Annotated in this window: 14 protein-coding genes and 1 pseudogene; 13 read left to right on the top strand and 2 right to left on the bottom strand. The window is 38.4% G+C overall.

The features are described 5' to 3' along the window. The first annotated feature begins 5 nt into the window (after positions 1 to 5). The gene (mgtE, locus tag BW724_RS19125; RefSeq protein ID WP_088076725.1) at positions 6 to 1,373 is read left to right on the top strand and encodes a magnesium transporter; all 1,368 of its coding nucleotides are present in this window, start codon (positions 6 to 8) and stop codon (positions 1,371 to 1,373) included. A 165-nt stretch (positions 1,374 to 1,538) separates the two neighbouring features. On the opposite strand, the gene BW724_RS19120 is transcribed toward mgtE, so the two are convergent. Both BW724_RS19120 and BW724_RS19115 read right to left on the bottom strand, forming a co-directional pair. Beyond that, entirely contained in the window at positions 1,539 to 2,300 is a 762-nt protein-coding gene (locus tag BW724_RS19120; protein ID WP_088076724.1) for a YibE/F family protein, read from the bottom strand. Further along, positions 2,297 to 3,421: a YibE/F family protein gene (locus BW724_RS19115; RefSeq protein ID WP_088078069.1), complete on the bottom strand. Its 1,125-nt coding sequence runs from the start codon at positions 3,419 to 3,421 to the stop codon at positions 2,297 to 2,299. The genes BW724_RS19120 and BW724_RS19115 overlap by 4 nt, the downstream gene beginning before the upstream one ends. A gap of 480 nt (positions 3,422 to 3,901) precedes the next feature. Here BW724_RS19115 and BW724_RS19110 point away from each other — a divergent pair, with 480 nt between their 5' ends. The 12 genes and pseudogenes from BW724_RS19110 to BW724_RS19055 form a co-directional block, all read left to right on the top strand. Continuing rightward, positions 3,902 to 5,080, top strand: coding sequence for a metal ABC transporter solute-binding protein, Zn/Mn family (locus BW724_RS19110; protein WP_088076723.1), 1,179 nt, complete (start codon positions 3,902 to 3,904; stop codon positions 5,078 to 5,080). Between the two features lie 210 nt (positions 5,081 to 5,290). Continuing rightward, positions 5,291 to 5,842, top strand: a complete 552-nt coding sequence (locus BW724_RS19105; RefSeq protein ID WP_088076722.1) for an RNA polymerase sigma factor — start codon at positions 5,291 to 5,293, stop codon at positions 5,840 to 5,842. Beyond that, a complete protein-coding gene (locus tag BW724_RS19100) occupies positions 5,829 to 7,112 on the top strand; it encodes a DUF4179 domain-containing protein (protein WP_088076721.1) in 1,284 nt (427 codons plus the stop codon). Before BW724_RS19105 ends, BW724_RS19100 begins: the two co-directional genes overlap by 14 nt. Positions 7,113 to 7,304: 192 nt before the next feature. Next, a complete protein-coding gene (locus BW724_RS19095; protein ID WP_235849095.1) occupies positions 7,305 to 7,874 on the top strand; it encodes a sigma-70 family RNA polymerase sigma factor in 570 nt (189 codons plus the stop codon). Further along, entirely contained in the window at positions 7,861 to 9,264 is a 1,404-nt protein-coding gene (locus BW724_RS19090; RefSeq protein ID WP_088076719.1) for a hypothetical protein, read from the top strand. The genes BW724_RS19095 and BW724_RS19090 overlap by 14 nt, the downstream gene beginning before the upstream one ends. Positions 9,265 to 9,481: 217 nt before the next feature. Next, positions 9,482 to 17,779 (top strand): leucine-rich repeat domain-containing protein, encoded by an 8,298-nt coding sequence (locus BW724_RS19085; RefSeq protein WP_088076718.1) that lies wholly within the window; start codon positions 9,482 to 9,484, stop codon positions 17,777 to 17,779. A gap of 157 nt (positions 17,780 to 17,936) precedes the next feature. Continuing rightward, entirely contained in the window at positions 17,937 to 18,155 is a 219-nt protein-coding gene (locus tag BW724_RS19080; protein ID WP_088076717.1) for a hypothetical protein, read from the top strand. Positions 18,156 to 18,253: 98 nt separating this feature from the next. After that, positions 18,254 to 18,889, top strand: a complete 636-nt coding sequence (locus BW724_RS24475; RefSeq protein WP_176371474.1) for a phytoene desaturase family protein — start codon at positions 18,254 to 18,256, stop codon at positions 18,887 to 18,889. Beyond that, on the top strand, positions 18,840 to 19,331 hold the full coding sequence (locus BW724_RS24470; RefSeq protein WP_088076715.1) for a phytoene desaturase family protein: 492 nt from the start codon (positions 18,840 to 18,842) through the stop codon (positions 19,329 to 19,331). Before BW724_RS24475 ends, BW724_RS24470 begins: the two co-directional genes overlap by 50 nt. An 84-nt stretch (positions 19,332 to 19,415) precedes the next feature. Continuing rightward, entirely contained in the window at positions 19,416 to 20,387 is a 972-nt protein-coding gene (locus BW724_RS19065) for a YbgA family protein (protein WP_088076714.1), read from the top strand. A gap of 190 nt (positions 20,388 to 20,577) precedes the next feature. Continuing rightward, positions 20,578 to 20,820, top strand: a pseudogene (locus tag BW724_RS19060) (glutamine synthetase); the annotation flags it as partial. A 492-nt stretch (positions 20,821 to 21,312) separates the two neighbouring features. Further along, on the top strand, positions 21,313 to 22,353 hold a 1,041-nt coding region (locus BW724_RS19055), incomplete at its 3' end, for a transposase (RefSeq protein WP_205160375.1).

The raw sequence follows: 22,353 nt of genomic DNA, 5'->3' as shown, positions 1-22,353 counted from the left end.
GTACCATGAAGAAAAGATTGAATTTTAAGAATCGTGAAGAGTTTACCTACTACCTTTTTTTATATTTAAAAAATAATGATGCTGAAAATTTCCGCGAAGAGTTTTTAGAACTTCATCCAACAGATCAAGTGGAGATCTTTAAACTCATGAGTAAAGAAAAGAGGAAAAAAGTATACCGCTATTTAAAGCCACCTGAATTCGCAGAGATCTTTCAGGGGATAGAGTTGCAGGGTCAAAAAACTGTTTTTTCAGAACTGGAAGATGAATTTGCATTAAGCATGTTAAACGAGCTTCCAGCCGATGATGTTACAGACTTCTTTGGAAATATTCCAGATAGTGTTGCCTCATATTTACTTGAAAAAATGGACAAAAAAGAAGCCAATACGATTAAACTGCTACTGTCTTATAAAGAAAATACAGCAGGTTCCATTATGACAACTGAATTTATTACTTTGTCACCAAAGGAAACTGCAGCTGAAGTGATGGACCGTTTAAGAGAAGAAGGACTTGGGGCAGAAACGATCTACTACCTTTATGTTACGAATGAGGAAGAAACGCTAATCGGAATTTTATCTCTTCGTGAATTAATTACATCGGCCAAAGAAGTGATGATTGGGGATATTATGAAAGAGCAAGTTATCTCCGTTTCGGCGTTTGCTGATCAAGAAGAGGTATCTACCATTATCAAGAAATATGATTTATTAGCTGTGCCTGTCGTGACGAGTGAGGAAAAAATCATTGGAATTGTGACTGTCGATGATGTTATCGATGTTATTGAGGAAGAAAATACGGAAGATATTGGACAATTTGCTGCAGTTAAGGGAGCGCTAGATTTAAATGTCGGAGCGTGGACAGCTACAAAAAAGCGATTACCTTGGCTAATTTTATTGTTGTTCATTGGAATGTTAACGGCAGGCCTCATAGGAAGCTTTGAAGGGATGTTAGCTGAGGTAGCAATCCTAGCTATTTTTATCCCCCTAATTGCAGATATGGCTGGAAACACAGGGACTCAATCGTTAGCTATCGTTGTACGAGGCCTCGCCCTGGAAAAGTTTCAACGAACAGAAATTGTGAGGTTATTGAAAAGGGAAGCCGCAACTGGATTAATAATGGGTATTGTATGTGGGGTCTTAGTTTCGATGATCGCCACATTTATTCCACAAGGAAATATGATATTCGGGCTAATTATCGGAGTATCCCTTTTTGCAACTGTTGTTATATCAACATTAACTGGAACAGTGATACCACTTATCATAAATAAATTGAAAATCGATCCTGCTATTGCTTCAGGTCCATTTATTACAACGATAAATGATATTGTCGGATTATTTATTTACTTTACTATTGCGAGCATGTTGCTGCAATTTTTATAAAAAACAGAGGGAAACAGAGGGACGGTTCTTGCGTTCACGAATAGCTATGAAACGAAGAGGTGGGAGTGTTATGCACACCATACCATGCCACATGACCAAGTTAGGATACTTGACCGTGTAAACGCAAGAACCGTCCCTACGTTTATAAAAAAGAAAGAGGCTGTCCTAGCCCCTTTCTTTTTTTACTAAAAAGTAGGCAGTGATGAAGGAGGTAATTGGTATAACGAGTGTTACCCCAATGCCCGCAAATAATATGGTTATCATTTCTGCACTCATAATCTTTGAATTTATAACCGCACTTAAACTATAGGAAAGATCTTTAAACCAGATTAATAAAGCCAAATAGCTTCCGAAAAAAGCAAAGAATAGAGTGTTAACGCTGGTACCTAAAATATCCCGTCCGATACTTAATCCTGACTTGAATAGATCGCTTCTACTAATAGTAGGCTGGTGAATGGATAGCTCTCGCATCGGTGAAGAGATGGAAATGGCTATATCAATGATTGCACCGATCGTACTCATCACAATAACTGAGCTGGCAAGTTTGACAAAATCAATGCCAATATAAAGGGAGAAAATACTGATTTCATGTATTTCTTCTCCCCCGAAGCCTTGAATCATTGCCTTTTCCGTTATGATAAGAATAAAAATAAATAAGGTCGTGATCGTAATGAGGGTGGAAATAAATGCAGTTTTTGTTTTCGTGTTTATGTCATTTACATAAAAAAGATTGATAATACTTATAATCAAACATGCAATGAATGTTAAAATGATCAAGTTGAATGAAGGGTTACTCATTAAGATAATAGTAACGAGTAGGACACCGAAGTTTAAAAACAATGCGATAAAAGACTTGGTTCCTTTTTTTCCCCCAACTAATCTCATGAGGATAAATAAAATGATGGTCATTAATAATAATGTATTCATGACCTCACCCTCTTTCGGTTAATGAAGCCCACAGTGATATATAAACCGATGGGGATGGTAAGTACGATACCAATGCCACCTGCAATTGCCCTTGCTAACTCTAGTGATAGATTGATGGATAACGTATACCCTAACATGGAATGATTTTTGAAATATAGAATGATTACTGGGATAGTGCCACTAACATATACGAAAAATAATATGTTTGTCATGGTACCCATAATATCTTTTCCGATCTCCATTCCTGATGAAAGAAGTGCCTTTGTAGATATATTAGTATTTTTCTCATATAAATTGAATAATGAAGAGGAAATGGTGATGGCTACATCCATCACTGCACCTAAAGATCCAATTAATATGCCTGCCAAAAATACCGTTTGAGGTGGTCGAGTTAGGAATTGCATTGCTTCATAATAAAGGCCATTACTGGATGTGACCCACAAGGTGAGGTATGTAATGATCATTGTTATTAAAGTTGCCAGCAATGTAGCGATGATAGCCGAATAAGTTTTCTCATTAAATCCGTTCACAAATAATAGAGAGGTTATTGTAAAAAAAACGGCGCTGAGTATGCATAGAAATACCAAGCTTAACCCTGTGGTTCCAATGTAAATATCCAATATAAAAGATAAGATAATCGCGTTGACAAGCAAACTAATTAAAGAGAATAAACCTTGTTTTTTCCCAACAAGCAATAATGCAAAGATGAAAATCCATGCTACTACAAGCACGTATTTGTCCCGTTTCACTTCCCTGATGCTTCCTGTAAATTCTCCATTCTCCAAGTTGTCTGAATGAATAGATACAAATAAATCATTTCCAACATTAAATTTATGATCATAGGCCCCAGACATGGAATACTGATTCGTTAAATGGATCAAATTCCCTTGGTGATCTCCATTTTTTATTAGGCCAGTTATATGTTGCGTGTACAATTGATCCTCATTTCCAAAACTATCAATCGCCTCAGTTGTATCTACATGACTAGTTTCAATAACCTTTGCGATGGGATCTTCATATAAAAAGTAGTTGTTGTTAACAAATAGAAAGGAAGCACCAAAAAGAATGGCTACTATTACATAAATGTAGTGGATGCTGGATAAGTTTTTCAGTTTTTTCATTATGGGAATCGGATTCAAACAAAGCCCTCCCGATACATGTCTTTAATGCTTATAACTTATTGTACTAGTTAGGTAAGGTTCGCCATACAATTTTTAGAGTCTACAGTGAAATTAGACACTATGTAATTGGTTCGCTGCTGCAGGCTACTCGCTTTCACGCAAGGTACAAGTGCGACATCTATTCATTCTTCGCAGTGTCTCCTTTGCCGTGGGTGGCAGAATAGTCTCCTGTGGGAAATTACCCTTTAAGGAACAATAAATTATTGCATAGGAGTCTATCTAATAATGGAATAAATATATCAAGAAGTCTTTTTGCACGTCAATACAGTTTCTTCTTGTACCTGTTTAATGTAGGACATAAATGAACGAAAAAAAATTATAAAACGTAACGATTACTGTTTACAAAACGTAAAGATTACGATATAGTATTCCGTAGACGTTGTAAAACGGAATGATTACGGAAAAAGAGAGGGGAAAAACATGAAGAGAATACTAGTTTTATTTATTGTTTTATTTGCTTTTATACTTACTGCTTGTGGGCAAGATACGGGGCAAGAAGAAAATGTTTCAGAGGCTGAAGAAAACGAGGCTGGCCAAGATCTTGAAACAGAAGAGCCTGTTGCTGCGGAGGAAGATCCTATTGATCCTTTGAAGGTGTATACAACTCTTTTTCCACTAGAAGATTTCACAAATAAAATTGGTGGGGAATACGTTGAAGTGGAAAATATAATTCCTGCTGGGGTAGATGCACACTCTTTTGAACCTACAGCTAACCAAATGATGGATATTGCTATGGGGGATATATTTATCTATAACGGTGCAGGATTTGAAGTTTTCGCTGAAAGAATAAAGGATTCAGTAGAATCTCATGATGTATATGTTTTGACTGCTGCTGATGGCATTGAACTAATTGGATACGATCATGACCACGATCATGGACACGGACATGACGACGATCACGCTCACGGGCATGAAGATGATCATGGCCACGGACATGACGACGATCACGGTCACGGGCATGAAGATGACCACGGCCACAGTCATGACGACGATCACGATCATGGGCATGACGATGATCACGGCCATGAAGATGATGGGGATCATGACCACGGGCACGATCAAGGACATTCGCACGGCGAAGAAGACCCTCATGTATGGTTAGATCCAATCCGTGCAATTCAAATTGCAGAAAATATTAAGAAGACACTTGTTGAGTTACAACCAGATGGTGAAAGTGTGTTTAATGAGAATTTTGAAGAGTTAAAGGCGCAGTTAGAAGAGTTGGATCAAGAGTTTCTTGACATGAGTCAATCAATTACAAAGGATACAATAGTTGTATCTCATGCTGGGTATGGATACTGGGAAGACCGATACGACATACATCAAGTTGGTATTACAGGTATCTCACCTACTAATGAACCTTCCATTGCTCAACTTCGAGAGTTGATAGATTACATTGAGGACAACGGAATTTCACATATTATGTTTGAACAAAATATTCCTGCAAACATTGCAGAAACAGTTCGTGAAGAAGTTGGGGCCGAGGCATTATGGCTTCATAACCTAGAGTCTCTCACAAAAGAAGAAGTGGAAGCTGGGGAAGATTACTTTAGTCTAATGAGGAAAAACATTGAAACTTTAAGAACAGCATTACAATAAAAACATGGGGACGGTTCTCACGTTTACAATTGTCAGACAATTGTAAACGCAAGAACCGTCCCTTTAAAAATGAACTTTTTTGCCGATGAAATACTCATATAGGTAAGAGAACATGAAACGCTGAAATTATCGCGTACTAAAAGAGTTTCATAACAATCAATCAAAATAATAAATGAATTTTTCGTTTGCCTTAGTGGAAGGGGTGAAGGTATGGATGTTACGAAGTTAGTGAAGAAGGCGAAGAAGGGCAACAAAGAGGCGCTGCTTCAACTCATCATGCATCAGAAAGACGATTATTATCGGCTGGCGTATACATATTTGGGCAACGAGCATGACGCACTAGATGCCATGGAGGATACGATCGTCATCTTATATGAAAAAATTGGTCGTTTAAAAAAGGAAGATGCCTTTTATTCATGGAGTAAAACAATATTAGTGAACTGCTGCAAAGATATTTTACGGAAGCGGAAAAGATGGGGCTTTGTTGAGGACATGGAGAACGTAGAAAAGATGAAAACCGCGGAAAAGTCCACGGACAATTTTTTTCAACAGCGGGAGCAGCAGTTGGACATCCAGCAAATGCTTGCTACCTTAAGTGAGGATCAGGCAGACGCGATCCGCTTGAAATATTTATTGGATATGGATTACGAGTCTATCGCAGAGTTGAAAAGTGTCCCGATTGGCACCGTTAAGTCTCGAGTTTTCCAAGGGTTGAAAAAGCTGAAGGTTCAGATGGGAGGGGAAGTAAATGAGAAATATTAAGGACGAACTGAAGAAAACACGGAAGAATATTGGCGATTTGCAGGCCCCGCCTCAGTTGGAAGAGAGGTTACGTTCTGCTTTGGATCAAAAAAGGAGACCAACGCCATTCAAATGGCTGTCCATCGCAGCTTCTATTTTTCTTGTACTTGCCGTTGGGGTTGGCATGAACTACAACGCCTTTGCTTATTATGGGAAAAAAATGATTGGTTTTGATGACATTACGGAAGGTTCATTGCAGGAAGTGAATGAGCTCGGAATGGGTCAAATCATCGGGGAATCGGTCATGCTCAATGATACGACGACGTTGGTCATTGATGGTATGATGACTGACGATAATCAAGCGATTGTTTACTATACATTGACAGACCCAACTGGCGGTTTGGACAGGGCATTCGAGTTTTTTTACCCTGACAAACTGACTGGTTGGATGACGAATAATCATGCCACATGGTCTAGGGGCATTGTGAATAAGGACAATACGGAGAAGAAAGGTATCGTTTCCTTCGATCCTCCAAGCCCTTTTGCGAAAAAATTGACGCTGCATTATGCAATCGAGTCGGAAGAACGCATCACGGGGGATTTGACCTTCCGTTACCGACCAAATGAAGCAATTCAATCTGTCGTGAAGCAACGAATTAATCAGACGGTAGCGATGGATAAAGGGGAGGTCAAATTTAAAAGCATTACTGCTTCACCAATGTCTACCACCGTAACTGGTACTCTTGATGTAAGCAATTTTAGCCGCATTCCTCTTAGGTTAAGTGGTGTGAAACTGGTTGTGGATGGGGAAACCATTCCTCAAACTGGAGGAAGCGAACGTTCTTCCTGGACTGGAAAAACAAATTTTGAGATTAATTATGAAGGTTTGCCGGATGAGTTTTCTTCCATTGAACTGCATGTTGATAGCTTTGTTGGGTATAAAGAATTGAATCAGGAGATAGATTTGCGGTTGGTTGATGAAAACGTGGTCGTTGATGTAGGGGGAGAAGAGCTTTGGGTGGAATACGTTGCAATAGGGCCAGAGCAAGTGGAGATCACCATCGCCTCAGAAGAAACGTTTTTACTTGATCGTGTATTTGTTGCTGCTAGTGAGAGTGGTGAGCGAACAGAGCTAAAGACCACGAAAGGTCATACTCATCGCAAGCTAGAAGATGGAACATATATAAGGGTGAGAACGATGATTTTCCCTACTACAGATAAGGTCGATACGCTGATCATCGGAGGAATCCATTACGAAAAGGAGTACGGGAAAGTGATTGAAGTGAAGTAGTGGGCCAGTGAACATGGGCCAGTGTGAACATGGGGACGGTTCTTGCGTTTACAATTGTCAGACAATTGTAAACGCAAGAACCGTCCCTTCGTTTTGCATCCATTTTTGGAAGTGTTTCGTCTAAAATGTAGTTAGCAGCAAACAGTCAGGAAAACAGTGATCAATTTTTGGAAGGGGGCACTATAATTGCTGATGGACAAAGTGGATAGAGATGGAGATTTCAAATTTGAAGACAAGGGCGCTGATCATGTGCTTGAAGAACTCATAGATGCGTATTATAAACCCCTGATGAATCTAGCTTTTACTTATGTGAAGGACTGGAGTACGGCAGAGGACATTGTTCAAGAAGTAATGATCAAAGTTTTTCGCCAAATAGATTCGTTTGAGGGGAAAGCTTCCATTAAAACATGGATTTATCGAATAACGATGAATCAATGCAAAGATTATTTGCGGAAAACATATGTAAAGCGAGTGTTCATCACGGGAATGATGGAGAAGTTCAGTCCACCTTCAAAGGAAGATACGCCTGAAGCTACATTTGTGAAAGGTTCAAGAAACAAGGAGATGGCAGAGGCTGTTTTGGAGTTACCGACAAAATACAGTGAAGCGATTATTCTCTATTATTATGAGGAATTATCCATGGTGGAAATGAGTGAAGTATTGAATCTAAATGTTTCCACGATAAAAAGTCGCTTGCAGCGTGGGCGTAAAAAATTGAAAGTTTTATTAGAAAAAAGGGGGATTTCGTATGACTCACTTTAAAAAGGATTTACAGAGGTCACTAGATTCCACGATTTTTTCCAACAATCCTTACGACGATGTAGATAAAAAGAAGGTTATGGCGAATATCAAAGACAGGAGTGACAGGAGAGGCTGGGGTTCGGACAAAGATGTTCTTGCCAACAAGAGGTGGGGGCGCCTAACGCCGATCGTGCCAATCACCCTTGCAGCAGCTATCATTTTACTGTTAGTGCTACCTTCCATACAAACCGTTCTTGAACAAGGTCAGTCTACGGGTCCAGAGCAGGGAGGATCATCTCCTTTAGTAGGAGAGGGTGATGATACTGGAGATGCAGGCGACATGGAGGCTGGAATTGGAGATGGAACAGATGAAGCTGTGGAGGAGCAGGCTACTGATGAAAACAAGGAAGAGTTGATACGGAATATGATTGGGGAAGTTCCTTATCTTGAGGAAGAGGGGCAGGACTCAAGTTTTGATGATGAGGGAATGGGTGATGTTTCCCATGACGATGATTATAATTATTTGGATTTCATTCATGTGAACAATTTTTTGATTGATGGGATTGATGCACATCGCATTGGTTCTAATTTTGAGACGGGATTTGAGCCGTTGCTACCAGTAAGTGATAGTTTCGTCAGAACCCGTTTGCCGAGTCCTACTTATCCCTATGATGCTATCAAGGTGGAGGATGCATTTACAGTTGAACAAGTGGTGCAGTTGAAAAACCAGTTTTTCGAGGAACTCGACTTTATTTTTCCAGCTGGCAAGTTCTACGAGGGCGAGCTCTTGCAAGCCTCCTTTCTTATCCATAGTAATAATAATGAGGAGGAGTTTCTGGAGCAAGTAGTGGAGGCCATTCGAGGGGAGTTGCCTGACACGCCAGTAACGGTGCTATTCACAACGGTTGAGGAAGGGCGTTATTTAACTGAGCATGCCATAGGGTACTATCATGAAGGGGGGCAGGTTCAGTATTTGGACGGTCTGGCTCGGGGGCTTGTTACTGATCTAGCAGGTCATCTTGTGACACGCCTTAGAGACAAGTATGGAGAATCGCTCCGAGGTTATCCTGATGATAGCTTTACATTTATTCAGGCCCAGGGGATACACAATGGCACGAGTAATGATGGTATTTATGGTCAAGGTTCACGATTGGGCCATTCTGAGGAAAAAAGTACGTTGGCCAAAACCGTAACCTTGTTTGTGGAAGGAGCTGGACTTATTGGTGAGGAGCAGGAGGGGGCGTTTATTGATGATTTGATTCAGGAAACATACGGATACTATGAGTCTACTGATTTTGCTATCGAGATATATTTCAATGATAATGACGAATGGGAAGAGCTTTATAACCCGGAAAAGGCTGTTATTGTATTTCCGAATGAAGAAGAACAATCGGTGTATGAATTTGAGTGAGTGAACATGGGCCAGTGAACATGGGGACGGTTCTCGCGTTTGCAATTGTCAGACAATTGTAAACGCGAGAACCGTCCCTTTGTTTTCTTTCCTAAAAATAGGTATTTTCTACATAATTCAACTATTTTTTCATTAAAATCTTACCTTTACTGTAAAGATATGTATATAATAAAAAATGAGTGTGTAAAAAGAACTAAAACTAAAGGAGGGTTTTGATTTGAACAGGAAAAAATGGTTTGCGCAATTTATGATTTTTTTACTAGTTTTTCAATTTTTTATCCCACTAATACCTGCAACAGTAACAGCGGAGAGTGGTACTGATGAAAAGAGAGCAGAATTTGATGCTTCCAATCATCTAATTGACTTCACAGTTGCCTCACATGAAAACACAGTTGAAGTTAATTGGAGTTGGGGCGGGGATGAAATAAACCCTAACATTTTTACATTAACCAATAATGGTGGGCAGGTAAGTGGCCTTGAAAATGTAATTGTAGATTCTAACTCAGACCTAGAAGGGGTCACTCATTTCACATACAGAGTGGAGCCTGATCAAGTGAACAGCATTAATACCTTTAATTTATTTTATGGAGAATCATTATTGGCAACAGAAACTATTGAAGTGAAAAACGATAGTGAACTCGAAACAAATAAAGTGAACTTCGCTGATAGTAACTTAGAGAATGTTATTAAAGAAAAGTTAGCGATTACTTATGATTCTATAATTACAGAAGAGGATCTATCTGGGTTAGAAACTCTTGATATTTCTGGTAAGAATATTAAAAGTCTTGCTGGTCTGGAACACGCAGTAAATTTAAAAAATATTTATATGAATAATAATTATATTACTGATATAAACCCATTGCGAGGTCTTGACCTAGAAGAGATAGAATTGTCTAGCAACCTTATTACTAAACTAACCCCTTTGACTACGCAAAAAAACCTAAAACTGCTTAATGTAGCAGATAATCCAATTTTGGATCTTACCATAATATTGGAACTACCATCTTTATCTGCTGTGTATATTTCAGAATCAAATATAAATGATTTGGAAAGTATACATCTTCTCGACGAACTTAGAGAGAAAAACATAATTGTTAGGACTTACCCTTCAGATGTCAATAATGAAAGCGTTGAGGATGATGCGCTAAATCCACACATAAAAAATGTAGAAACTTTAAATGTGGCACATGATACTACCACCGATGAGGAAATCACAATTCCTGATAGGCAATTAGAAAATATCTTACGTAATCATTTAAGGTTATCAGAAGATGACCCTATAACTAAAGAGGGTTTAGCTAAATTAGAATGGTTAGATATATATGGTGATGTGGAAAGCTTAGAAGGAATTGAATATGCTTTAAATGTCTATGAGATTTTTATATATGAATCAAATATTTCTGACTTATCAGTATTATCAGAGTTAGGGGATTTAATATATCTTAATGTTGAAGAAAACAATGTCCCAGTATCCTTTGCAGGACTTGAAGGAACATCTATTAATTATCTAAACATATGGAGATCTGATGTTGTTGATGTTGAAAATATTTTTAAAATGACAAGCTTATCAGTACTTCAAATAAACCATTCACAAATATCAACTATTGAAGGTATTGAAAATCTTGATAATTTAGTACGACTTACTCTTAGAAATAATGGATTATCTAGTATCGAACCAATACTTCAACTGAATTTGGAATACCTTGATTTTCGATACCAAGATATAAACTTAGACCATTTTTCAGAAGAGACAATCGATGTATTAAAACAATTTGTTGTAAATGGTACATCGGTAATATTGTTTGATCGAATTTATCCTGATTTCAGAGTAACTGAGGAATCGATTATTATAACAATGAACGATAGTGAATATTACTACCCAGAGTTTGATGTGTATTTAAATGAAAAATATGTAGGAACAAGTAATGGTGAATACATCATTTATGAACTTGAACCAGAGAATTATTATGACATTGAACTGAGATACACCGATAGATTTTTAGAACAGGAATTTTCAGTTAAATATGAGGTTCGAACTGCTACTGAACCTGTTGGAGAAAAAATAGACTTCGTTGATATAAATATAGAAGAAGCTATTCGACAGGAGATAAATATTGACCGTGATTTGTATGATGGTGATGTTGAAGACCTTACTTTTCTATATGGTAATTATGCTGATATTCAAAGTTTAGAAGATTTGAAGTGGCTTCCAAATTTAATGCACCTTGAACTTGCAGGTAACAATTTTACAGATTTATCACCACTAAGTGTTTTAAAACAGTTGGAGACATTAAATCTATCCTCCAATACATTTGATGACATTTCTGTATTACTTGAGTTACCTTTATTAGAAAGTGTTCGCTTTGAATGGATTAGATTTACAGATTTGGAGAACTCATTAAATGTTATTAATGAATTAAGAAACAATGGAGTAGAAATCCAAATATCTATGTACTCTGATAGTGATGTAGACATATATAAAGAAGCGACAAGAGTAAACATTGATTGGAGCTACTCTGACTTATTTGATGTAGAAATAGTTGAAATTCATTTTGATGGAAAAGTTAAAGAGGTTCCTTATAATAGTGAAAGATATCAAATTGAAAATTTAACACCAAATACAGCTTATTTTGTGTCTGTACTATTTAAGGATAACCAAGGTAATTTAGTCGATGGATATATTAGAACCATTTATACGACTGACTTAGTTTACGCATACTTATTTAATGCGTCTGAAAGTACTGTAGAATTAGAGGTTTACATTGATGAATCAACTTCATTTAATGGTCTTTCCTTTGTTTTTAATGGAGAAATAATTAACCCTACTAACGTAGATGACGATTACTATTATTTTACAGGATTGACTCCGAACACAGAATATGAGGTAGAAATTCAATTAATAGATGTTGAAACAAACTCAATAGTAGCGGAAACTTATGACTGGTTTAGAACAAGGCCTGAACCAACAGGTGATGTAGTAGATTTTAATAATGATAACTTTAATGATTATATAAAAGATAGAGTAAACATCACTCATCGCGAACTATATGAGAGTGATCTTGAGCGTGTCTGGTGGTTGAATATTTCTGAGGATAGACAACCTCATTCCTTACATGATTTAAGATTATTTAAGAATCTAGAAGGACTATACATTGGTAATGCAAATATTGATGATTGGAGTTTTCTAGAAGATTTAACCTCCCTTTATGATTTAGAAATTAGTAATAGTGGATTGACAAATGAAGATCTTATGCTCATTGAAAACCATCCTAGCATTAGTTATTTATATTTGTATAACAACGAAATCACTGAAATCGAAGTCCTACTATCACTAAGTAATCTCTATTATGTCAGTTTGGGGGAACCAGGACTTGATACAAGAGGAGATGCGCAAGTCGCCAGAGTTTTAGAGGAATTAAAGCAGAATGGAGTCGAAGTTTTTATAGAACGCTTTGTTGATGAATATGCGTATTTTGATGTTTATAATACGGACATTAACGAAACATCGTTCACTCTAATCTGGGATAATATAGTTCCTAGTGAACTTCCATTTGAAATTCGCTTAAATGGTGAATTGCTAGATACGACGACGGACACTAGTTATACTTTCTCAGACTTAAATCCAGGAACATATTATGATGTATACGTAGAGGCTTATGATTCTCGTTCAAAAACACTATATTATGGACATGCCGACGTTTGGACATATGAAGAAGGGGCAGCGGTATCTATTGATTTCCCAGATGCTAATTTAGAAGCAGCAATAAAGGAGTATCTGTGGATAAAGGAACGCCCACTTATGGTTGGTGATTTGCAAAAAGTTGAGTATTTGCACCTAACTGGATATGAAATTGAAAACTTAAATGGCCTAGAGCACGCGATTAATTTGCGCTCGTTATTTGCTGGTTGGAATAATATAACGGAACTATCTCCAATCAAAGATTTGACAAATTTAAATGATTTGAACCTTTATGGAAATAATATTCAAGATATTAGTGCATTAAAAAATTTAATAAACTTAAACTATTTAGATCTCGATAGTAACTATATATCTAATATAGATATATTAAGTGAACTACCAAATGTAGAAGTTTTATGGTTATCACACAATCCAATAACTAGTATCGATGCAATTGCTGAGTATGATCAGCTGTCGGATCTATATTTACATGGAACTAATTTAGATTACGAGGATGAATCGACTCTTGCAATTCTTAGAAACTTGCATAACCAAGGCACTGACATTGATATATATTACGATGTTTTTGTAGAAGAGAGAGTTTCTCTTTACTACCTTCAACATGACATAAGTGATAGTCATGCACTTATTCGTTGGGAGACTGATGGGAATTTAGACCTTGTAAAAAATATTAATGTCTATTCAGATTATGAGCTCGTTGCAGAACTGTCTAATGATGCTACTGAGTATAAACTTGATGACTTAGCTTCTAACAGTTGGTATGAAGTAGTTGTAGAAGTAGTTTTTGAAGAAGAGGAGAGGCGAAGTGATTTTTACTTTACCTATATTCGAACATTGCGACCGCAAGAAGACTACGAACAGGTAACATTCCAATTTACAGGTAGTGATGGACAAATTATTAATCGTCCACTAGAAGTATTGATTGAAGGAATAGATGAAAAATCCCGCAATTGGGACATTTTCCAATACGGATATATCAATAACCAAGGTCAATACAGAACATGGAACAATTCTTCGACAGAAATCAATCTTCCTGTTGGTGAATACGAAATAATTGTTTTTGGAGAAGGAAGATATGAAGATTCTTTCTTTAATGTTACTGTTGGAAAAGATACCAACCTCTTTGAACTTGAAGTTGAAATGGAAGAGTATCGTGTGGGTGCAACAAAAATTACTGTTGAGGATAAGAATGGGAATCCAATAGAATCCTTATCGTATGTGAATATCTTTAATCGAGCAATCGCTAATGATACCAAAAATGAGTATGGTCGATATGAACGTTTTGATGAAGAGTATAAAGACGGCGTAATCGAATTAGACGATTGGATTGAAGGGCAATATACAGTCAATGTTCGAGCGGATGGATATGAATCCTTCTCAAGCAATAGTGTATTCCTTGAAAAAGATGGGACGTTCAAGATATCGCTAAAAGCGGGGTTATCTGTTCAAGGAACTGTTTTGAATGAATTAAGGAATGCTGTCATTAATGCGAATGTTTATGTCACTAGTAATGATCATAGCTTTTGGGCGTACACAACGACTGGGAATGGTGGAGAATTTATCGTTGATGGTCTATCGAATGATAAAGATTATTCGATTGAAGTGTATTTACAGGGTTATGAAACACAGTATTATTCAGTTTCAAGAGATGACTTAAACCAAAATGGTTTGACAGTGATTGAAGAGCCAATCGAACTAATTCAGGAGAAGTTTATTGAAGGGCGCCTGTTGGACGAATACGGTAACGGTGCATCAAACGTGTTTGTATACTTGTATGAGGAAGGGCAACGTTGGAGCAGCTACGGAACACGTACAGATAATAACGGTAATTTCCGCTTCTCTGCGATTCGAGATGAAACGTATCGTTTAACAACAGAGAGCTTTAACTACCCGAATATTGAGATTGAAGATGTTACTGTACATGATTCAAATTACACGTATACACTTGTACATCAGACTGGAAGCTTTAGTGGAGATGGGACAAGGCTGTCTTCTAATATACAAGTAGTAACACCAGGGAACAGTGTTAACTATCGTTTGGACTATAAAAATAACGGTTCGGGTACATTAGATGATGCTTACGCTGAACTAGTTTTACCAGAAGAACTAGCAGTTGTAGAGGAATCATTAACATTAAATGGAAGAGATGCAGTCTTTGTTAATGGAAAAATTCAGTTAGGTGACCTTGATCCAGACGAAACTGGTGTGATACGATTCCAAGCAAGATTAGACAGTAATGTATCAGACTTAGCATCATTTACAGTACTATCCCGCTTAGTATCTAAAGATGAAACTGTTACTTTATCTGCTACTACAAATGTTTTATCAGTTACCTTAAATGCACCTGAAGTGACTGCAAGTAAAGACTTGAAGTTATATGGACGTGCAAAACCAGGGGCGACAATAGAAGTATTTGATGGAACGACACTCATTGGTACAACAACTTTAGGCCAATCGCGCTGGTGGTATATGGATGTTGAATTACCTGTACGTGAGGGGATTGAAAGTGAACATTCATTGAGAGCCAGAGTTATAGATAGTGAAGGAGGGGAAGCTGTCACTCATTCTTCTAAAGTAGTAAATGTAAGCTATGAGCCTACTATTCCTTCTATTGATAACGTGGAAATCCATGCAGGCTGGAATGACGCTGTAACCTTAAATCCAAATACAGGTGTTGCTACATTTGCCATTGTAGAATTTACACCGATTGATGTAGAAGTAACCTTTGGTGATGAAGTGGATAAAGTTGAAATGCACTTTATCGGTGAAACATATGATTTAGAAAAGTATGGCAATCGTTTTGTAGGTCAGTTCCCTCCAGGCTGGAGCTCATACGGTGAGCAGATGTTTGAAATGAGCTATTTTATAGGGGAACGTGAAATTAAATTACCTTTAATGGAAGTAATCGTCCTTATCGATCCTTCAGGATATGTATTTGAAGGTAGTATGGACAATCGCTTATCAGGTGTACAGGCAATTGTTGAAGAAGATGTTGATGGACGCTGGATTCCTTGGAATGCCGAATTCTTTGGACAAGTGAATCCTCAGATTACGGACGTAGATGGTCGTTATGGTTGGGATGTAACACAAGGTTCATGGCGTGTTATCTTTAATAAAGAGGGCTACGGTGAATACGTAAGTAGAATTGTCGTAACACCACCTGAAGAAACTGAGTTAAATATTCCTTTAGTTCGAACCTCCAATCCAGAGGTGGTAGGTGTGAAGCATAAACTAAATACGGAAGAAAATTATGAATATATTATTGTAGAATTTGATCGTTTAATGAACGAGAGTTATATGAATAAAGGTATGTATGTGCAAAATGAATCAGGAGAAGTCGTGGATGGCAGCTTCATATTTGAAGGATACGAAGGTTACCGTCAAGTCCGTGGTGAACCAGGGTATTACGAACCAGACACAACTGTAAGTCTTTCGCAGTATGTGATTTGGAAACCGAGTATAACTCTAGAATCGGATGTAGATTATACATTTGTTATTGAAGAAACATTAAGAGATTATGACGGAAAAAGCTTGAACGATGAAGTTACATTGCTATTCCAGTCTCATTTTGAAGCTCCATTACCAGGAGATGAAGAACCAGAGCCAGGAGAAGGAGAAGAAGATCCAGGTCAAGAACCGGGAGAAGAAGATCCAGGTCAAGAACCGGGAGAAGAAGATCCAGGTCAAGAACCGCGAGAAGAAGATCCAGGTCAAGAACCGCGAGAAGAAGATCCAGGTCAAGAACCGCGAGAAGAAGATCCAGGTCAAGAACCGCGAGAAGAAGATCCAGGTCAAGAACCGCGAGAAGAAGATCCAGGTCAAGAACCGCGAGAAGAAGATCCAGGTCAAGAACCGCGAGAAGAAGATCCAGGTCAAGAACCGCGAGAAGAAGATCCAGGTCAAGAACCGCGAGAAGAAGATCCAGGTCAAGAACCGCGAGAAGAAGATCCAGGTCAAGAACCGCGAGAAGAAGATCCAGGTCAAGAACCGCGAGAAGAAGATCCAGGTCAAGAACCGCGAGAAGAAGATCCAGGTCAAGAACCGCGAGAAGAAGATCCAGGTCAAGAACCGCGAGAAGAAGATCCAGGTCAAGAACCGCGAGAAGAAGATCCAGGTCAAGAACCGCGAGAAGAAGATCCAGGTCAAGAACCGCGAGAAGAAGATCCAGGTCAAGAACCGCGAGAAGAAGATCCAGGTCAAGAACCGCGAGAAGAAGATCCAGGTCAAGAACCGCGAGAAGAAGATCCAGGTCAAGAACCGCGAGAAGAAGATCCAGGTCAAGAACCGCGAGAAGAAGATCCAGGTCAAGAACCGCGAGAAGAAGATCCAGGTCAAGAACCGCGAGAAGAAGATCCAGGTCAAGAACCGCGAGAAGAAGATCCAGGTCAAGAACCGCGAGAAGAAGATCCAGGTCAAGAACCGCGAGAAGAAGATCCAGGTCAAGAACCGCGAGAAGAAGATCCAGGTCAAGAACCGCGAGAAGAAGATCCAGGTCAAGAACCGCGAGAAGAAGATCCAGGTCAAGAACCGGGAGAAGAAGATCCGGGTCAAGAACCAGGAGAAGAAGATCCGGGTCAAGAACCAGGAGAAGAAGATCCAGGTCAAGAGCCGGGAGAAGAAGATTCAGTTCAAGAACCAGAGCAACAAAAAGAGGTTGAAGGGACTAAGGTTTCTGAGGATAAAAGTTCTAAAAACACAGAAGAAAAGCTACCAGATACAGCAACATATAACTACAATATTTTATTAATAGGTATATTCTTATTAGCTGTAGGTATAGTAATTTATGCAACAAGACGACGTGTTGTCATTTCATAAGTTTATAAGTATAGACTAAGCTTCTTTAAGTCAATAGATTTTTTTCTAAATTAATTAATAGACTCTCTCCGAAACTATAATTGGGGAGAGTCCCTTTTTCAGTAAAGTTGCTTATATATCAATAGTTAAATAGGAAAAGTATCGTTGGAGGTTAAAAATGAAACGAGGAATTATTATAATAATTATAATCTTTGCTCTAGTCTTTTTAGGAGCATGCAGCAATGAAAATGAGAGTGGTGAGAGTGAACAAGGAGCTGCGACACTATTAAAGGAAATAGATCAGTTAGAAGCGGTGATTAGGGAACTGAAGGTGGAAAATGGAAAGCTTAAAATAGAGAACGATCGCTTAAATAAAGAACTTGATTTAAGACAGTGAACATCGGCCAGTGAACATGGGGACGGTTCTCGCGTTTACAATTGTCTGATAATTGTAAACGCGAGAACCGTCCCTTTGTTTTAGATATAGGAAAAACCTTGTACGATGTCTTGTCTAACTACTTTCACGACGATCGACTTCTCCTGTCCTTTACGTTTCAATCAAAGTATTTAGGGATGTCTCCTTGGAAATGTCCAGGTGCTTTTAGCATTCTATCCTTTATGGAATATGAGTATGGAATTTTTCACCCAATAGGTGGCTTGAATAAGCTTACAGAAGCGTTAGGGAAAGCAGTCATTGATAACGGTGGAGAAATTCATCTTAATACGGGGGTTATTAGTAAGTTAATCCTTGAAGGGAAAGAGGTTCGTGGAGTGGAGTTGGAAAGTGGCGATAAGGTGATGGCAGACGAAGTGGTTATGAATGCAGACTTTGCTTATGGTATCTCTAGACTTGTGGGCGAGAAGCATAGGAAAAAATATACGAATGTGAAACTGGAGGAAAAAGATTACTCTTGTTCTACCTTTATGATTTATGCAGGGGTAGACAAGGAAGTGCCGATGGGTCACCATACGATTTTGTTTGCTGAAACTATAAAAGAAATGTGGCGGAGATTACCGAAACGAAGACACTGTCAGATGACCCTTCTATTTATGTTCAGAATGCGCTGTTTCGGACCCCACATTGGCACCACAAGGGAAAAGTCCCCTTTATATCCTTGCACCAGTTCCTAATAATGGTAGTGAGATTGATTGGGAGAAGGAAAAAGATAGTTTTCGCGATTTAGTTTGGTCGCAGTTAGAGAAGAAAACTGGAGTCACTGATTTACGGAAATCCGTTGAAGTGGAAAAAGTGGTAACGCCTCATGACTGGGAAGCGAATAAATCCATTTATAAAGGTGCTACTTTCAATCTAGCCCATAACTTAAAACAAATGATGTATTTAAGGCCACATAATCAGTGGAAGGAAATAAACGGTCTATTTCTAGTAGGTGGAGGGACACATCCAGGCAGCGGATTACCTACTATATTTGAATCAGCAAGGATCACGTCCAATTTGATTATGGCAAAACATCGAAAGGAAGGGCATTATCATGAGGGCAATCGGGAGTTAAGGAGGAGAAGCAGCGCGAGCTTGTTTCCTGCAACAGCAGGGAGACGACGTGCAGGTTTTTGATAAAAAATGAAGTTAAACGCAATAATATAAACGTTCAATTGTTTTAATATTGGCAAAGGTAAAAGCTACAGAAGAGGTGCTGTCATGAATGAATGGGAAAAACCTGTTGTCGTTGTTAGTAAATGTTTAGGATTCGATGCTTGTCGCTTCAATGGAGATGTGATTGCTGATAAATTTATTGAGAAGCTTGCCCAGTTAGTCACTTTTATTCCTGTTTGTCCTGAGGTGGAAATAGGTCTCGGAACGCCACGAAAACCGATTAGGCTAGTTAAGGAAGGGAGGGGGTTCAAGCTTATTCAACCTGAAACAGGAGCTGATCTAACGGATAAAATGGCAGCCTTTTCTGACGTATTTCTGGCTGGATTACAAAATGTAGACGGCTTTATCTTAAAAAATCGGTCTCCGAGCTGTGCCATTAATGATGCAAAACTAATGGCAGGTGTAGATAAACCTCATACAGTGAGAAAACAAGGTGGCATATTTGGAGATAAAGTCAAAGAAAGGTTTTCCCATCTTGCTGTTGAAGACGAAGGTCGGTTAAAGAATTTTTCCATCAGAGAGCATTTCTTGACCAAACTATTTACAATAGCACGGTTTCGACATCTTAAAGAGCAACACAACTACAATGATCTATTAATGTTCCATACAAAAAATAAATATTTGTTCATGGCATATGATCAATTAAAGCTAAAGGAATTGGGCCGAATTGTTGCTAATCATGAGAGGCGAGGAAGCAAAGAGCTTTTTGCTCTGTATGGGGAGAAGCTTTACGATATATTGGCTGAACCAACTGCGTTTACGGCATATATTAACGTCCTTTATCATGTGATGGGGTATTTCTCCTCATATTTGAGCGATGGTGAAAAAAAGTATTTCATAGGATTGATCGAGCAGTACCGCCATCATACAGTTCCGTTAAGTAGTCCTATGGGTGTTTTGCAGTCGTGGGTGATCCGTTTTAACAATGCGTATCTTGCTTCGCAGACGATTTTTAATCCATATCCAGAGGAGCTAATCGAAATAACGGATTCAGGAAAAGGACGGAACTTTGCTTGAAAGTGACGTGTGTGGGCATGGGCCAGTGAACAAGGGGACGGTTCTTACGTTTACAATTGTCAGACAATTGTAAACGCAAGAACCGTCCCTTCATTTTCTGTAGCAGATTTTCTCACATGATTTCCCACAGGTGCTTTCGACTGCAGTAACATGGAGGTAACTTATATGTGGGAAGGGGAAATGGAAAAAAATGATAACTGCAACCCAAAGTCCTGTGAAATCCACAAGTAAAATGGTGACAGATGAAGAAGTCATAAAGGCTAAAAGCGTAGAGTTGATACACCTACAGTTTGTTGATATTGAAGGCATGATTAAGAGTGTAACAGTTACAGCAGAACAACTAAAAGACATTAAGGAGGGGAAGATTATGTTTGATGGATCATCTATCAAAGGATTTTCTCCTATAAATAAATCAGACTTATATTTACAACCGTAGCTGGAAGGTGGGAACTTCCACTACATCACTCTCCCAAAGCCAACCTCCAAAACCCCAATTGGAAACTGGCTACTCGACAGAGGGTGCAAAAAGAGGTGAACAGAGGGACGGTACTTGCGTTTACGAAAACGCAAGTACCGTTCTTTTCTGTTATAATTATTTTGAGTATTTAAAAAGGGAGATTGAAATCAAATGTTTCATATTTTTAGCTTTATATAACCGTATACCACTTATATTAGGGGACCTCCTTAAAAAATTTTGATATGAACTATTCGTCGTCGCAAATCATACATTCAGATGGAGGTTATCAAATGAATAAGATGGATTTTAGGTGCAAAGAACTGGATAGGTTATTTAATTACTTGGAGAATAGAGACTGTCGATTAACTCATAATAATCTCCTATTTCACATACTTTTTTCATTAACTCATCACTTTCCTCCATATCTAAGGTAAAATTAAGACAAATCTTATATATGGAGTGATCGTGATGGCTCATATTCAATATAAAACATTTGGTCAGTTGTCTTTCGCAGATTATGAAGTTTTCTCTTCAGTCCCTTCCCATCCTTTCTGGAGCCGAGTAGAACAAGTGATTGACTTTTCCTTTGCAGATGAACTCTGTGCATCCTTGTATTCCTCTAAAGGACAACGTCCTTATGCTCCTTCTCTTAAATTAAAGATTCATTTTGCTCAACGCTATCACAATTACTCTGATCGTGAAATGGAAGTGGCCATTCTTTATCATCTACATATAAAACGTTTTTTGGGAGTGCCCGTTGCTTTTAACGGTTTCGACCATAGTACCTTAGGGCTCGATCGAGATCGCATGGGTTCTGCCCTATTTGATGCGTGTCACCACCACATTCTTTCCCAAGCTTTAGACAAAGGGCTGTGGGGGAAAGAAGATGATCGTTGGCTTATTGATTCCTTTCATACGTATGCTAACATTGCCAAAGTAGGGTCGTATCGCTTAATCCAACAAGGAATCCTTCAAATTATTCATCACATCGAACGTACATATCCAAAGCTGTATACCTATCTTCAAAAGGATTGTGCACTCAAAAGCTTTATGAAGCCACTCTCGGATCAAATACCTGAAAAGCGACGATTGGTATTATTTAGTCGCCTGGTGGTGGAAGCCTATAGCCTGTTACATTGGCTAGAAAATGAAAAAGTAAAACCTATATTCTGGACATGGAAGAAATCAAAACAACAACTTCGTTGTTTGGAACTTCAAGCCATTCTCTATCAAATTTTACAGGAAAACACTAAATCAATTGATCAGGATAAGCACGAAGGGGCCGAACAGGGACAACCCCAGTACCAAGAATTATCAAAAAAAGAAAAACCAAAAGATCGAATTCGAAGTGCCTATGATCCAGAAATTCGGAGTGGATATAAATCGAAATCCTTGAAGTTTACCGGAGATAAAATCCAAGTCTTAGAGTCGAGGGAGAACGGATTAGTCTTGAATATTGAACCCATTCCAGGCAATGAGTGGGACGGAGAGCGTCTTGGTCCAATGGTG

It is taken from the genome of Litchfieldia alkalitelluris, from assembly GCF_002153425.1.
Classification (GTDB): Bacteria; Bacillota; Bacilli; order Bacillales; family Salisediminibacteriaceae; genus Evansella; species Evansella alkalicola.
This window is presented reverse-complemented; position numbering and strand designations above follow the sequence as displayed.